The sequence below is a fragment of the Bradyrhizobium sp. ORS 86 genome (assembly GCF_045571475.1).
In the GTDB taxonomy this organism is placed as follows: domain Bacteria; phylum Pseudomonadota; class Alphaproteobacteria; order Rhizobiales; family Xanthobacteraceae; genus Bradyrhizobium.
Window position 1 is genome coordinate 7,175,845 of record NZ_CP120699.1, and the last position, 14,345, is coordinate 7,190,189.

16 protein-coding genes and 2 riboswitches are annotated in these 14,345 nt (G+C 63.2%); of the genes, 6 read left to right on the plus strand and 10 right to left on the minus strand.

Annotated elements, in window-relative coordinates; all coding sequences use genetic code 11:
- Positions 1–41 precede the first annotated feature (41 nt).
- A complete protein-coding gene (tal, locus tag P6U25_RS33175) occupies positions 42–1,166 on the plus strand; it encodes a transaldolase (protein WP_407148938.1) in 1,125 nt (374 codons plus the stop codon).
- Between the two features lie 141 nt (positions 1,167–1,307).
- On the opposite strand, the gene P6U25_RS33180 is transcribed toward tal, so the two are convergent.
- From P6U25_RS33180 to P6U25_RS33195, 4 genes are all read right to left on the minus strand, one after another.
- The gene (locus tag P6U25_RS33180) at positions 1,308–1,529 is read right to left on the minus strand and encodes a hypothetical protein (RefSeq protein WP_407148939.1); all 222 of its coding nucleotides are present in this window, start codon (positions 1,527–1,529) and stop codon (positions 1,308–1,310) included.
- Between the two features lie 47 nt (positions 1,530–1,576).
- A complete protein-coding gene (locus P6U25_RS33185; protein WP_407148940.1) occupies positions 1,577–2,065 on the minus strand; it encodes a hypothetical protein in 489 nt (162 codons plus the stop codon).
- A complete protein-coding gene (locus P6U25_RS33190) occupies positions 2,031–2,285 on the minus strand; it encodes a hypothetical protein (RefSeq protein ID WP_407148941.1) in 255 nt (84 codons plus the stop codon). Before P6U25_RS33190 ends, P6U25_RS33185 begins: the two co-directional genes overlap by 35 nt.
- Positions 2,286–2,504: 219 nt before the next feature.
- Positions 2,505–2,951 carry a DUF2267 domain-containing protein gene (locus P6U25_RS33195; RefSeq protein ID WP_407148942.1) on the minus strand — a complete coding sequence of 149 codons (447 nt, stop codon included), beginning with the start codon at positions 2,949–2,951 and terminating at the stop codon, positions 2,505–2,507.
- A gap of 331 nt (positions 2,952–3,282) precedes the next feature.
- On the opposite strand from P6U25_RS33195, the gene P6U25_RS33200 reads away from it, so the two are divergent.
- From P6U25_RS33200 to P6U25_RS33210, 3 genes are all read left to right on the plus strand, one after another.
- Positions 3,283–3,717 (plus strand): CBS domain-containing protein, encoded by a 435-nt coding sequence (locus tag P6U25_RS33200; protein ID WP_407148943.1) that lies wholly within the window; start codon positions 3,283–3,285, stop codon positions 3,715–3,717.
- Positions 3,718–3,779: 62 nt separating this feature from the next.
- The gene (locus tag P6U25_RS33205) at positions 3,780–4,244 is read left to right on the plus strand and encodes a YbhB/YbcL family Raf kinase inhibitor-like protein (RefSeq protein WP_407148944.1); all 465 of its coding nucleotides are present in this window, start codon (positions 3,780–3,782) and stop codon (positions 4,242–4,244) included.
- An 80-nt stretch (positions 4,245–4,324) separates the two neighbouring features.
- A complete protein-coding gene (locus P6U25_RS33210) occupies positions 4,325–4,519 on the plus strand; it encodes a hypothetical protein (RefSeq protein WP_407148945.1) in 195 nt (64 codons plus the stop codon).
- Between the two features lie 57 nt (positions 4,520–4,576).
- Here P6U25_RS33210 and P6U25_RS33215 read toward each other — a convergent pair whose 3' ends face one another.
- The 4 genes from P6U25_RS33215 to cobU all read right to left on the minus strand — a co-directional run bounded on the left by P6U25_RS33215 (position 4,577) and on the right by cobU (position 9,899).
- On the minus strand, positions 4,577–6,061 hold the full coding sequence (locus P6U25_RS33215; protein WP_407148946.1) for a PepSY domain-containing protein: 1,485 nt from the start codon (positions 6,059–6,061) through the stop codon (positions 4,577–4,579).
- 2 nt (positions 6,062–6,063) lie between these two features.
- Positions 6,064–8,337, minus strand: coding sequence for a TonB-dependent receptor (locus P6U25_RS33220; protein ID WP_407148947.1), 2,274 nt, complete (start codon positions 8,335–8,337; stop codon positions 6,064–6,066).
- 104 nt (positions 8,338–8,441) lie between these two features.
- Positions 8,442–8,640: riboswitch (cobalamin riboswitch) on the minus strand.
- 103 nt (positions 8,641–8,743) lie between these two features.
- Positions 8,744–9,376: a 5,6-dimethylbenzimidazole synthase gene (bluB, locus tag P6U25_RS33225; protein ID WP_407148948.1), complete on the minus strand. Its 633-nt coding sequence runs from the start codon at positions 9,374–9,376 to the stop codon at positions 8,744–8,746.
- 19 nt (positions 9,377–9,395) lie between these two features.
- Positions 9,396–9,899: a bifunctional adenosylcobinamide kinase/adenosylcobinamide-phosphate guanylyltransferase gene (gene cobU, locus P6U25_RS33230; RefSeq protein WP_407148949.1), complete on the minus strand. Its 504-nt coding sequence runs from the start codon at positions 9,897–9,899 to the stop codon at positions 9,396–9,398.
- Positions 9,900–10,026: 127 nt separating this feature from the next.
- Between cobU and cbiB the strand changes: the two genes are divergently transcribed.
- On the plus strand, positions 10,027–10,968 hold the full coding sequence (gene cbiB / locus P6U25_RS33235) for an adenosylcobinamide-phosphate synthase CbiB (RefSeq protein WP_407148951.1): 942 nt from the start codon (positions 10,027–10,029) through the stop codon (positions 10,966–10,968).
- A 12-nt stretch (positions 10,969–10,980) separates the two neighbouring features.
- Positions 10,981–11,949, plus strand: coding sequence for a threonine-phosphate decarboxylase CobD (gene cobD, locus P6U25_RS33240; RefSeq protein ID WP_407148952.1), 969 nt, complete (start codon positions 10,981–10,983; stop codon positions 11,947–11,949).
- A 1-nt stretch (position 11,950) separates the two neighbouring features.
- Here the strand turns inward: cobD and P6U25_RS33245 are convergent, their stop codons facing one another.
- The gene (locus tag P6U25_RS33245) at positions 11,951–13,399 is read right to left on the minus strand and encodes a cobyric acid synthase (RefSeq protein ID WP_407148953.1); all 1,449 of its coding nucleotides are present in this window, start codon (positions 13,397–13,399) and stop codon (positions 11,951–11,953) included.
- 20 nt (positions 13,400–13,419) lie between these two features.
- Complete coding sequence (gene cobO / locus P6U25_RS33250) at positions 13,420–14,067, minus strand: cob(I)yrinic acid a,c-diamide adenosyltransferase (protein WP_407148954.1); 648 nt, start codon at positions 14,065–14,067, stop codon at positions 13,420–13,422.
- A 42-nt stretch (positions 14,068–14,109) separates the two neighbouring features.
- Positions 14,110–14,320: riboswitch (cobalamin riboswitch) on the plus strand.
- Positions 14,321–14,345: the final 25 nt, after the last annotated feature.

Genomic DNA, 14,345 nt, shown 5'->3' on the forward strand with positions numbered 1-14,345 from the left:
GGCGTGTCATCCGCCCGTGCTCGAAATTGGGAGACGAACACATGAACCGAACGGTCGAACTCCTGGCACAGGGACAGAGCTGCTGGATGGATGATCTCACCCGGCAAATGATCCGCAGCGGCGATCTGGCACGGCGGGTTGGTGAGGAAGGCCTGCGCGGCATTACCTCGAACCCGGCGATCTTCGAGAAGGCGGTGGCGGAGGGTGCGGACTATGCCGATGACATCGCCCGGGCCACCGCCGCGGGCCAGTCGCCGGAGGGCATCTACGAACGGCTGATCACCGCGGACGTCCGTGACGCCTGCGACATCCTGCTTCCAGTGTACAAGGAGACCGACGGCATCGACGGTTTCGTTAGCCTGGAGGTGTCGCCTCACCTCGCTCATGACACCGAGGCCTCAATAGAGGAGGCGCGCAAGCTGTGGAAGGAAGTCGAGCGGCCCAATCTATTCATCAAGATCCCGGGCACGCCGGCGGGCGTTCCCGCCATAGAGCAGTTGCTGTTCGAGGGCATCAACATCAACATCACGCTGCTGTTCTCGATCGCCCGCTACGAGGCGGTGGCCGAGGCCTATCTGCGGGCACTCGAGCGGCGGCTGGCCGCCGGTCGATCGGTCAATCATGTCGCGTCAGTGGCAAGCTTCTTCCTCAGCCGAATCGACGTGCTGGTGGATCGGCTGTTGCGGCAACGCATCGTGCCGGGCCGCTCACCTCCCGATCCCGATCCACGTGCGCTTCTCGGAAGGGTCGCGATCGCCAACGCCAAGCTCGCCTATCATGCCTTCAACCGTCATCTGACGAGCAATCGCTGGATGGCGCTTGCCGAGAAAGGCGCGCGTCCGCAACGAATGCTGTGGGCGAGCACCAGCACCAAGAACCCGGATTATCCCGACCTCATGTATGTCGAGCCGCTGATCGGTCCGATGACCGTCAACACGATGCCGCGCAAGACGATTGCGGCGTTCCAGGACCATGGCACCGTACGGGCGACCGTCCAGCAGGGCGTGCCGGATGCGCAACGCGTGATGGCCGACCTGGCGCGGGTCGGGGTGTCATTCGATCTTGTCACCGCCCAGCTCGAGAACGATGCGGTCCAGAAGTTCATCGATCCCTTCGATTCCCTGCTCAAGCAGCTCGCCGCCAACAGCGAACGGGCCAGAGCCTAGCGATCAAGCCAATGGTGGTGGAATGAATCGGGCGTCACCTTGTCGGCGGCGCCAGCGTCGTCGCAATGACCTTGCTAGACCATGTGGAAATCAGTCCAAGGAACGCGCCTGGACAACGATTCGATTCAGTCACAACGTGGTCTAACCGCGCCCCTTGTTTGCGACATGGTCCTGCAGTTGCTCGGTCGCAATCCATTTCCCGTCCTGGCCCCGCTCGCGCGAGTGCTCAGCCTTGTCGCGATTGGACAGAACCATGTTCTCACCGATCAGATCGTCTCGCAGATTGCTCAAACCTCCACTTCCGGCCCCTTTGCTCTTGCTTGTTGCGCCGGACCCGAAATGCTTTCCTGCTTTGTTCGTCATGCATTCGACCCTTACGGCTTCCGACCCTTACGGCTTCGGCCATTCTCTTACTGCCCCGGTTTCCGTTTCGGGGCCGGACGATTGTGCTTGTTGTGCTGGCTCTCCTGATTGAGACCGCCGCGGCTCACCGGGAATTCCGACTGCCGCGCACTGCGGTTGGCGAGCCGAGGGGCACTGTCTCCTTCCGCGCGGGCAATATCCTGCTCGACTTGCCGCGCATCCGGAACGTCGGGCTTCCGTTCCAAGATTCGCAACTGCTGTTCGTGGGTAATCCTGCCCTGCAACTCGACCGAACGGGAAGGACCGCCATGTTCTCGGCCCCGACGCGAGCGGCCTGCGCGCCGTCGCGGTTTCTCGACACCCCCTTGCGGATTGGTATCGTTTTCGACGTCGCCTTCGAAGGTGTTTTCGCCTTCCAAGGCATCAACATCGTCGGGCATCGCCTGCGCCATTGTGACGCCCTTCGATCCGCCGATCAGCGGATTGCGATGGAGATCCGTATCAATCGGCTTCTTCAGTTTCAGATGTCTGCTCATGAGGCCCTCTTCTTGGTCGCCGTGTTCCTCCGCCCTTGTCCACCGGGCGATGAGCATGATGAAGGTCGCGTTCGCCACCGCCACCAGACACTTTACTGTGCCGCCGCAAAGGATCGTCCGCGGCCGGCTTCCTGACCTCGAGTACGGCCTTTGCGTTTTCGCGCGCGGCCCCAGGGCCGCCTTGCCGGATGCTCGCGCGTGTCTTCGTGGACGTCGACATTGCTACCGGTCCTGCTGATATCCTTGGTGGGTCGTGTTCTGCCGGGTGTTGCCCTGGTGGGCCTGTTGATCGGGTTTCTCAACGTGCTTTTTTCCGGTTTGTACTTGATGCGGATTTCCCGATTTCGGATCACCGGGCCCCTTGTGGCTTTGATTTTCATAGGGAACTGGAGGGGGCTTCGTCATCATTTGCTCCCTAGCTGTGTTGCTTGGCTTCGCGTCACGCAGCCGACGAGACACCCTGTGCTGGCCATAGCGCACGAACCTCTTCGGGCAGCGAGTGCCGGACTTTTTCGGCCTGATTGGGATCGATATGGTGGTTTAATACACGGAACACCGCACGTGCCGCCTCGGCCGAATCCACCGGCTTATCCGAGTTCATTTGCGCCGATATGAGTGCAAGGAATTCCTGCTGCGAACGCCACGTTCGCGGCGTCTCGCTCGGCCGCCACTGCTCGAAGTAGGTGCCGCGCACCATGAGCGGCAGTTGCGCTCCAAGGTGAACAGCGAGATTGAGCGGAACGCGATCACGCACCGTTCGTAACACCGCACCAAGGACGTGCCACGCCAGTTGTTTGTCGCGGGGTAGCGTCGCCATGATTTCGTCCAACCATACATTCGTGAGGTGGATCGTTCTGTCGAATACATCGAGACCTGTTGCGCTCATGGGACTCATCCATCGTTGGTCGAACATGGGGGCAATACGACGTCCGCGGATAGGTTCCGAAGTGTTGATTTTCCGAGAGCATAGGCAGGATAGAAGAGCAAGATCGCGACCAATCGATGCGCCGCTTCTCCGTGATCGCGGGTACCATTGCTTTTTTGGTTCCGTTGAAGCATCCGTTCGAACAATCGCGCCACCCACGGAACGCTGGAAGAGCCTGGAAGAGATTGACTCGCTCCGCCTGACGCACTTCGACGCGATGATCGGCGAAAAGGAAACCCAGTGCCGAGCAGGACGTTGACTGGCAATCGATGCAGGTTCGAGGAGGACGCGTATGCAGGTGAAGCAGATCATGCAGCAGAAGGTAGCGATTGCTGACCCGAACATGACGATCCGCGATGTTGCCCGCAAAATGCGCGCTGGAAACATTGGTTGCTTGCCCGTCGGTGAGAACGACCGGCTGATCGGCATGGTTACGGATCGCGACATCGCCGTACGGGCGGTCGCGGATGGCCGCCCGCCGGGAAACACGTCGGTTCGCGACGTGATGTCGGAAGGCGTCGGGTACTGCTTTGAAGATGACGATGCGGAAGCGGCGGCGCAGATCATGGCCAAGCATCAAGTTCGACGATTGCCGGTCCTCAATCACGACAGGCGGCTGGTCGGAGTGATCGCGCTGGCCGACCTCGGCCGATCTGAGGCGCGTTCGGCGCAAGGCGCCTTGCAGGGGCTCTCCGAGCCGACCGAGAAGGAACGTCGTTACATCTAGGTTAGCGGCAGCAAAGCCGAGGGCGACGGCAATCCCATTGACCACTGGAGAAGGAGACGATCATGACGTTCAGCTTGACAAGTCCTGCGTTCCCTGACGGCGGTCAGATTCCGGCGAAATATACTGCGGATGGCGAAAACGTCTCTCCGCCTCTGGAGTGGTCCGACGCGCCGGCGGAAACCAAAAGCTTTGTGCTGATTGTCGAGGATCCCGATGCGCCATCCGGGACGTTCCGCCATTGGGGATTGTACAATATTATGGGCGAGCGAGCGATGTTGCCCGAGGGCGTTGGCCGCGGCGCGAAAACAGAGAAACTGGGTAAGGGCGTCAACGATTTCGGCGAACCGCGTTACTGTGGCCCCGCGCCGCCCAAGGGACATGGAACACATCACTACCATTTCAAGCTTGCGGCGCTGGACGTTGACGCGTTGTCACGGGCCCCCAAAATGTCCGTCGAGGACATCTGGAAAGCCGCCGAAAAGCACAGGCTCGCTGAAGCTGATCTGGTCGGAACATACAGCCGCTGATGAACCCATCCAGCCGCCTACCCCGCAACTCATCCGCCGGCTCAGCATTGCCAACCGGCCTGGTGCATTGGAGTGGGGTTATGAAAACAAAACGCAAGCAGAGCTTTGAAGAGGCCGCAGACCTTGTCCTGCATGCAGAAGTGGCGAACGGCTATCTGAGGGAGCTATGCGTGGCTTGTGCAAATGGCGACAAGCCTGCGGCGCGCAGATTCCTGCGCGAAGCGATCAGCGAGCTCGATATTGCCCGAGCGCTCTTACGTACCGGGATCGAATGACTTCGCGGAACATCTTCGCGCGTCCGATGACCGCGCAACTCCGCGAGGTCACATGCCTTACAACCGGCTCAGCCTGCCTGCGTGGGCCGGTTTGCGCCACAGCCGCCGCCAGCCGATCACAACGCCGCTGATCGACACGATCGTGCCGACGACCGACAGCAGCCAGACCACGATGGCGCGCGATGGGACGTAACGCAGCAGGGGCGGAAAATCGAAGCTGTGCAGCGCGTTGAAGAGCCAGCGATAGGTGCGGCGTCCGTCGTCGCTGCGATCGAGAATTTCCGCGGTAACAGGAGAAATATGCAGCCATGTGTGGACGGGATCGGCGAAGCCGACCCGCAACACGGGAAGCTCACGCTCATGGTGCAGCGAGTACCAGTAGGCGTCTGATACATCGATCTGGCGCGAGAACGCCATCGTCGCGTCGGGGACAACGCGACGGACCGCGTCGACGATCCGATCCTGCGATAATGCTACCGGCGCGCCGGTAGCTGGCTCTGCGAGGCTCCGACGGCCCTGATTGTCCTCCATCACCATCAACGGCCGCCCGCCGATCCAGACGAATTTCGCCTCCACGGCCGCCGTCGATGACGTCGATTGGAAGCTTGCGGCGACAGTGGGCGCGTCGTGGCCGCTGTACCTGACCGCGATGTCCCTGGTGATGCCGCGAGCGGAGAACGCCTCGCCGGGATTGAGCGATAGCCAGCCGCTGAGCATCCAGGTGACCACGAAGAGGCCGCCGATCAGGCCGGCGACGTGATGCCAGGCCATCCAGCCGCGATACGCCGAGATCGCGCCATCCGCGTAACGGCGCGTCAGCCGCAGCCGGAGAATGCCGATCCAGAAGCCGGTGATCGCCACCACGAGGCATATGCCTGATGTCCACAACACGACCTGCCGCCACAGCGGGCCGTCCTTACGCAGGACCGTCGGATAGATCCAGTGCGGGATCGAGCCGAGCCAGTTCCAGATGCGCTCTTGCCGCGTCGTGTCGAGCGCGATCTCGCCGGTGCGGGACGAAACGTAGAGCTCCGTGCCGTCGCGATCGCCGAGCGCAATCAGATAGAACGGCCGCAAGGGGTCGAAGCGCGCGGTGACCGACCATTGATCGCGCGTCACGGGCTCGAGCAAACGCGGCTGTACCGCATGAGGATGATGGGTGGCAATCGCAAGAGCCTGGTCCGCCGTGATCTCGTCGATGACGCTGCCATCGCTTGCGGAAATGGCGACGGGGCGCTCTCCCCACCACCCGGTCACCCGATAGACCGGCGTGTCATTCATCATCAAGAGGCGGAGATCGCGCGGATAGTGCTCCATGCGCGCGATGGCCATCGCGCGATCCGGCGCAATCTGCACCTTGTTCCAGGCAATGACGGGAAGCGCCGCAAGGCGCTCCCCATCAGTGAGGCGCGGAAACGCCACGTACATCATGACGAGGCCGGAGATGAACCACATCGCGAACAGCAGGCAGGTCGCGATACCGATCCAGCGATGCATGATGTAGAGCGATCGCCGTCCTCGCCGGATCAGTGCGCTGCGCATCGTCAGAACTTCACGTTGAGGGACAGTTCCGCCGTGCGCGGCATGCCCAGCAGCCACTGCCCCGTACCGTTCGAGGTCACCGCGTAAACCTTGTCGAACAGATTGTAGACGCGGAACGCGACCGTGGTGCGGTCGTCCGGCTTCCACCTGACACCGCCGTTGACCACGTTGTAGCCCGGCCGCAACTGGGTGTTGGCAAGATCGGAATACATCTGGCCGACGATCTGCACCCCGCCATAAACTGACCAGTTGGGCGCGAAGTCCCAGGTCAGCCAGACGTTGGAGACCTGCTGCGGAACGTTGACCGGGACATTGCCGTCATAGCTGACGATCTTGCCGCCGACCACCTGGCTGTTGTTGTCATACCTCGCGCGCAGCACTGCAAAATTGGCATCGATGCGCCAGCCGTCGTTCAGCGCAAGCCCGATCGATCCCTCGAGTCCGCGGGATGATTGCTGGCCGATCTGCAGCGCCAGGCCGCCGGTGGGATTGCTTGGGTCGGGAATGGTCAGGCCGGTCTTGACGATCTCATAGGCCGCCAGAGTCCACTCGCCGCGACCGCCCCAGAATGACTGCTTGACCCCGATCTCGGCCTGCTTGCCGGTAGCGAGCTGGAAGGTCTTTTGCGTGGTCGGCAGCGAGATGAGATTGGTGACCGGATCGACGCCGACTGCATATTGGCCGTAGAAGGCGAGGTGCTTGATCGGCTCGTATACGAGGCCGGCGCGCCAGCTCGTGCCCGACAGGCTGACGTCAAAGCTGTTCGACGGCACCCGGTAGTCGGTGCGATCGACCTCGGGGCGGTCGTACCTGACACCGGTGACGAACGACAGTTGGTCGGTCAGCGAAAGCCGGTCCTCGGCAAACAGCGCGTATTGGTTGACGATTGCATTGAAGCCCGGTGCGGTTGGAGACGTCGTCGCGATGAATGACCCGGGATCAAAGACGTAAGGATCGACCGACGATGCGCCGGCGTAGGGCGAATTGTTGATGTGGGTGAAGTCGATCCGATTGACGTCGAACCCGACCACGAACTGGTTCGCAAGACCGAAGATATGACCGCTGAGGGTCGTATCCATCCGGTTGCCGAACTGCTTCTGGTCGTGGAAGATCTCGATATAGCTGGAGCGATCGATCTGCTGGGTCGCCGGATTCCAGGTGTAGTTCTCGACGTCGCGCCAATGCCGCTCGCTGGTCAGATAATAGAGCGTATTGTTGACCTTGATTCCGTCGGCGACATCCCATTCGGTCTTGAATTGGGTCCAGTTGTCCCGATAGCGAATCGTGCTGTCCGATGCGTTGTAGTTCTTGAAGCGCAGCGCATCGAGGATTCCGCCGTTGACGACAGGCGTGCCGAAATAGCGCGACGGGCTGCGGTCGCCATAGTCTTCGGAAAGCGTGAAGGCGAGATTGTCGGACGCCTGCACCCGCACTGCCGCGGAGACCACCACATTCGATGTCTTGTCGCGATCGACCCAGCCATCCGACACGTTGCCGGTGGCATTCACGCGGTACGACACATTGGGATTGATCGGCCCGGCGCTGTCGAGCGCGAGCCGTCGCGTCATGTTGCTATCAAGCGAGACCTCGGCGTCGTTGTAAGGCGTGGCGAGCGGCTTTTTCGAGATCACGTTGATGACGCCGCCGATCGCGCCTTCGCCGTACAAGACCGAGGCCGGGCCGCGCAGTACCTCGATGCGCTGCGTCGACCAGGTGTCGTATGGGAAGGTCAGGGTTCCAGAGCCGACATAGAAGCGCGTGCCGTCATACAGCGTCATCACCGAGTTGCTGCCGGCGAAGCCACGGGTACTGAACGACAGGCCGCCATTACCAGGAGCGGGCGTTGCGACGACCCCGGCCGCGTCCTGGGTGACGGCGTCGATCACATTGTGCTGACCGCGTTCAGCGATGGTCCCCGACGAGATGACCTCGACGCTGGCCGGCGTTTGCAGCGGCGTCAGGTTGAGGCGGCTGCCGGTTCCTTCCGGCTTGGTGGCATTGAGCGTCGGTGATGTCGGTGCGGACGACCCGGCGGGCTGCGCCGCGCTCTGGGCTGCCAGGTTTGTCGCCGGCCTCGCCTGCGACCGAATAGCGGCAGCCGCGTTGTTGCGCGCGGGACGCTTCGGCTTTGCGGCCTCGGGAGGCGAGACCTGGATCGGATCCAGCCTGGTGGATGGAGCAGCTTGCGCCAAGGCGTCGGCCGGCAGCAGCAGCGATGACAATGAGCAAGCGAGACCAAGGCGCCGTCCAAGCGCGATGGAGCAAGATGAGAACATGAAAGAACTCGCGGTTAACGTGGCACGTCACCGCGAACGCGGACACCGCACGCCGAAAAGCAATGCGCCGATCCCCATCAGGACGCCCCCGCCCGATGTGCTCGCGTGTGACCACGACTGACGGCAGGTCTCCTGGCTCACGGGTTATCGCCTGTCGACGCCTTCCCGGGCTGCCTGGCCCAGTGGCACGTTGACGAAAGGCTCGCCGTTTACAGTTGCGGGGACAGCTACGGCCTTGGGCCGACGCCCGCACCGCATTCCCTTTTGATCTCCCGAAGGAGAACCGTCGCCATCAACATAGTTTTATCTGGAAACAATTGTCAACGATTCGCCCGCGAGCACTGCAAACCAGAGTATTCCCATAGTGGCTTTCGCGACGAACCGCCAAAGTGCGGCACGCGAACCATCAGCGTCGCACCGTGAACTCGTCCGAACTTCGTCGCGATTCCCATCTGGCCTGCTCGAGCTCCGGGCGGTCACACTCGGTCTCGGGGTAGCCGATGCAGAGATAGCCGATGAACTTCCAACTCTCGGGTACGTCGAGAACACCGTGAACGCGGATCGGATCGAGGATCGACACCCAGCCGAGCCCAATGCCCTCTGCACGTGCGGCAAGCCACATCGAGCAGATCGCGGCGACGACGGAATATTCTGTGGTTTCGGGCATCGTCGCGCGCCCCAGGCCCGCACCGATGCTGCTCGTCTTGTCCGCGAACACGGCCAGATGGCCCGGCGCCTCCTCGAGCCCCGAAAGCTTGAGGGCGGCATACTTCGCCGCGCGCTCACCCGAATAGGACTGCAGGGCATCGGCATTGCAAGCCTTGAAGTCCTCGATCACCGCGCTGCGCCTCGCCGTGTCCTCGACGATAACGAACCGCCACGGTTGGCTCAGCCCGACCGACGGCGACAGGCAGGCCGTCTCGATCAGCCGCTCCAAGGCGCCATCCGGCAGCGGATCGCGTCGAAAGCGCCGCACGTCGCGGCGCCACACGAACAATTCGTGCAGTTGCCGGCGAAACGTATCGTCGAATGAGACCATCAGACTCATCATCCAATCTTTATTTAACCTTCATCGGCAGGCCTGCCACCACAAATTCCACCTCGTTTGCCACGCCGGCAATGGTCTGGTTCATGAGGCCGGCGGCGTCACGAAACGCGCGCGCCAGCGCATTGTCGGGCACGATGCCGAGGCCGACTTCGTTGGTCACCATGATCACCGGGCTGTGCTGCCGAGGCAGCGCCTCGGCAAGATACGCAACGTCCTGCGACCAGTCGCGCTCGGCATGAAGCAGGTTTGACAGCCACAGCGTGAGGCAGTCGACCAGCCTTGCTCCGCCACCGTCGGTCTCGGCCAAGGCCGCGACGAGATCGAGCGGCACCTCCCGTTCGATCCAGTCGCGGCCTCGCCGCGCGCGGTGGCGCGCGATGCGCTCCACCATCTCCGCATCGAGCGCTTCGGCCGTCGCAATATATATGGGCTGTCCCGGAAACGAGAGCGCGCGAGATTCGGCGCGCCGGCTCTTTCCCGATCGGGCTCCGCCCGTTATCAGAATGACGGCCATCGTGATCTCCTGTCGCGCCAGCACTAATCACCAAACGCTGCGAAAGACAAAGCCGAAATCGATCGCGGGAGGGCTTGCGCTCGCGCGGGGTCTTGCGCATCAGGAGAGATCGAGGCGGGAGACGTGCGTGAGCTTTGCGGGAGCGATGGTGGTGGCAATGGCGGTCGATGCCCTGATCGGCTGGCCGGATTGGCTGTTCGCGCGCGTCGGCCATCCCGTGACCTGGCTTGGCCGGCTGATCACCGCCGTCGATAGCGGCTGGAACCGGACGTCTGCTTCGCCTGCGCTGCGTCGCGCAGCCGGCATCGCAGCGGCAACTCTGGTGATTGCGCTGGCAGCATCGCTCGCCTGGGCTGTTCAGATCGTGCTCCCCGCAAGCTGGATTCGCGTTGTGCTGGTCGGAATTCTGGCATGGCCGCTGGTTGCCTTGCGTTCACTCCATGACCATGTCGCCGCGGTCGCAAATCCGCTGGAGGCCGGCGATATCACGGGCGCACGCGCGGCGGTTTCGCGCATTGTCGGGCGCGATCCCGCCACGCTCGATGATGCCGGCACTGCCCGCGCGACCATCGAGAGCCTGGCCGAGAATGCGTCCGACGGCATCGTCGCGCCGGTGTTCTGGGGCGCACTGTTCGGACTGCCCGGCATTGTCGGCTACAAGGCGATCAACACGCTGGATTCCATGATCGGCCACCGCACCGCGCGGCACGAGGCGTTTGGCTGGGCCTCCGCCCGCATCGACGACCTTGCCAATCTGATCCCGGCGCGCCTCACCGGCCTGCTGTTCGTACTGCTTGCGTCGCATCGGGCGCAGGCGTGGTCATGCATGCTGCGGGACGCGAGCCGCCATCGCTCGCCGAACGCAGGCTGGCCGGAAGCCGCGATGGCCGGCGCGCTCGGCGTGCGGCTGAGCGGTCCGCGCATCTACCACGGCAGCGTTGCGAAGGAGCCTTGGTTGAACGAGGCAGCGCACGATCCCGTCGCCGCCGATATCCGCCGGGGACTGACACTCTTTCGGCGCGCCATGATGTTGTTGGCCGGGGTGCTCGCGATCCTGGGCTTCGCGTGAAGGAGTGGCTCAATGCCTGAGCATGGAGGAAATCTCGACGTTGCCCAGCGGCGCTTCGGCGGCCGGCCGGAAGACTGGATCGACCTGTCGACCGGGATCAACCGGCTGCCCTATCCGTCGGTCGACGTGGAGCCGAGACTGTGGAATGCGTTGCCGTCGCGAACCGACATCGAATCGCTCCATGATGCGGCGCGGCATGCCTACGCCACCGATGCGCCGATCGTGGCGCTCGGTGGCGCACAAGCGGCCATCCAGTTGCTGCCGCATCTGTCGCCTCGCGGCCGCGCGCATATCCTTGCGCCGACCTATAATGAGTACGCCGCAGTTCTTTCGACCGCCGGCTGGGACGCGACCGAAGTGTCCGATCTCGAAGCCCTCGCGGGCGCCGATCTCGCCGTGGTGGTCAATCCCAACAATCCCGATGGAACACGTCACGATCGGAGCGAGTTGCTGGCGCTGCGGCCGCGTGTCGGCCGGCTCGTGATCGACGAGAGCTTCGCCGACACCGTTCCGGACCTGTCGCTTGCATCACAGGCCGGGCAAGATGGTCTCCTCATCCTGCGTTCGTTCGGTAAATTCTACGGGCTCGCCGGCCTGCGGCTCGGCTTCGCGATCGGCAGCGAGCGGGAGATCGCAGCGCTTGCGGCGATGGCAGGCCCGTGGCCGGTGTCGGCTGCTGCGATTGCGATCGGGCGGCGCGCATTGCGCGACGATGCCTGGAAAATGGCCACGTCGGCGCGGCTGGCCAGCGATTGCCTCAGGCTCGATGCGGCGGTGCAGTCGCAAGCATGGACACTGGTCGGCGGCACGCCATTGTTCCGCCTCTATGAGACCGGCGACGCCCTCGCCGCACAAGAGAAGCTGGCACGTGGGCAAATCTGGTCACGCGTCTTCGCACAACGCCCAGGATGGCTGCGCCTCGGCCTGCCCGGGAGCGAAGCGGAATGGTCCCGCCTTGCCGCTCTATTGTCGCGCCGATGATTCATCGCGCCAGCGCAAGCAGCCCATCGACGTCGAGATGCGCCTCGATGTGATCGGCAAGCGCATCGAGCGCGTCATCGACCCTGGCGCCGTACGCCTGGTCCGCGGCGGGAACGTCGAGTTGCGCGAGGAAGGCCTTGCGGAAATCGTCTGATGCGAACAGCCCGTGCAGATAGCTGCCGTGAACGCGCCCGTCGCCGGACACGGCACCTTCCGGCGCACCCACAACAAACGCGAAGGGCCGGGCCCGGTCCGGGCCGTCGGTCCGCCCGATGTGGATCTCGTAGGCGCTGATCGATTGATCGGTCGCGGCATGGACGGCGCTGACCCGCGTCAGCGTTTTCTGCTCGGTCATGACGGTCGCAACATCAAGAAGTCCGAGGCCGCGCGTCTCACCGGGGGGGCCTTCGATCCCGATCGGATCGGCCACGCTCTGTCCGAGCATCTGATATCCGCCGCACAGACCAAGCACATGGCCGCCGCGACGATGATGCGCCAGAAGATCGATGTCCCAGCCCTGCGCGCGCAGAAAGGCAAGGTCGCCGCGCGTCGATTTCGAGCCCGGCACGATGACGAGCCTGGCATCGCCCGGAATGGCGTCGCCGGGACGCACCATCACGAGGTCGACGCCCGGCTCGAGCTTGAGCGGATCGAGATCGTCGAAATTGGCGATGCGCGACAGCGCAAGAAACGCGATCTTGCATTGGCCGGGCTTGCGCGCGTCGCCGAGCCCGAGCGCATCTTCTGCCGGAAGCTCGCCGGCACGGATGAACCAGGGCAGCACGCCGAACCCGCGCCACGACGTGCGGGCTTCGATCAGCCGGTAGCCGTCATCGAACAGGGTCGGATCGCCACGAAACTTGTTGATGATGAAGCCACGGATCATTGCGGCGTCCTCGGGATCGATCACCGTCTTGATACCGACGAGTTGCGCAATCACGCCGCCGCGGTCGATATCGCCGACCAGCACCACCGGGACACCGGCCTTGCGCGCAAAGCCCATATTGGCGATGTCGGCCTTGCGCAGATTGACTTCGGCGGGGCTGCCGGCGCCTTCGACAAGCACGAGATCGGCGCGATGCTTCAGCCGCTCGAAACTCTCCAGTACTGCGCTCATCAGCGAGAGCTTCATGGCGGCATATTCCCGGGCACGCGCGGTTGCGACGCGCTTGCCCTGCACGATGATCTGCGCGCCGACATCGGTCTCCGGCTTCAGCAGCACCGGGTTCATGTCGGTGTGCGGCTCGACGCCGGCGGCGAGCGCCTGCAGCGCCTGCGCGCGTCCGATCTCGCCCCCGTCGACGGTGACGGCTGCATTGTTCGACATGTTCTGCGGCTTGAACGGCAATACGCGGAGGTCGCGCCGCTTCGCCGCGCGCGCCAGGCCCGCGACGATCAGCGATTTGCCGACGTCCGAGCCCGCTCCCTGGATCATCAATGTGCGCGCCATCGCGTGGTCCGGCTACGCTGTCAGAACTCGACGCCCGGCTGCGCCTTGATGCCGGACCGGAACGGATGTTTCACCAGCGTCATCTCGGTGACGAGGTCGGCGATCTCGATCAGTTCGTCCTTGGCGTTACGCCCGGTGAGTACGACATGCGTCATCGGCGGCTTCGACGTCTTGAGAAATTCGACGACGTCGGCGATCGCCAGATAGTCATAACGCAGTGCGATGTTGATCTCGTCGAGCACGACCATGCGCAGGCTTGCATCGGAGATCAGTTGCTTGGCTTTTTCCCAGCCGGCTTGGGCGGCGGCAATGTCGCGGGCGCGATCCTGCGTTTCCCAGGTGAAACCTTCGCCCATCGCGTGGAACTGACAGAGGTCGCCGAAGTGTCCGGTCAGCAGGCGGCGTTCACCGGTATCCCAAGCGCCCTTGATGAACTGCACCACCGCGCAGGGAAACCCGTGCGCCACGCAGCGGACGATCATGCCGAAGGCGGAGGACGATTTTCCCTTGCCCGCGCCGGTATGAACGATGATCAATCCTTTCTCACCGCTCTTGGTCGCCATGATTCGATCACGAGCGTCTTTCTTTTTGGCCATCTTGGCGGCATGGCGAGCTTCCAGCGCGGCCTCTGAGCCACCGGCTTCGTCCTCGGCGTCTCGTTCAGACATCATCTGACGTTCCTTCGGCTTGACAAGTTCCGGGCTTGGACGAATGGTGAGCCCTGCGTTGGTGCCTGTCCTACGACAGGCGAAGAGGGAATGCGATAGGGCTCAAGTCGGCCCGAAGCGCAGCCGCCCCCGCGACCGTGACCGGAGAGATGCCCAAAGCCACTGATTCCCAAAGGAATCGGGAAGGCGGGGATCGAAGGGATAACCCCCTGCTCCGCAAGCCGGGAGACCTGCCAGCGCAGACGTTGAGACCAGCGGACGGGGTGTTCCGCGACGGG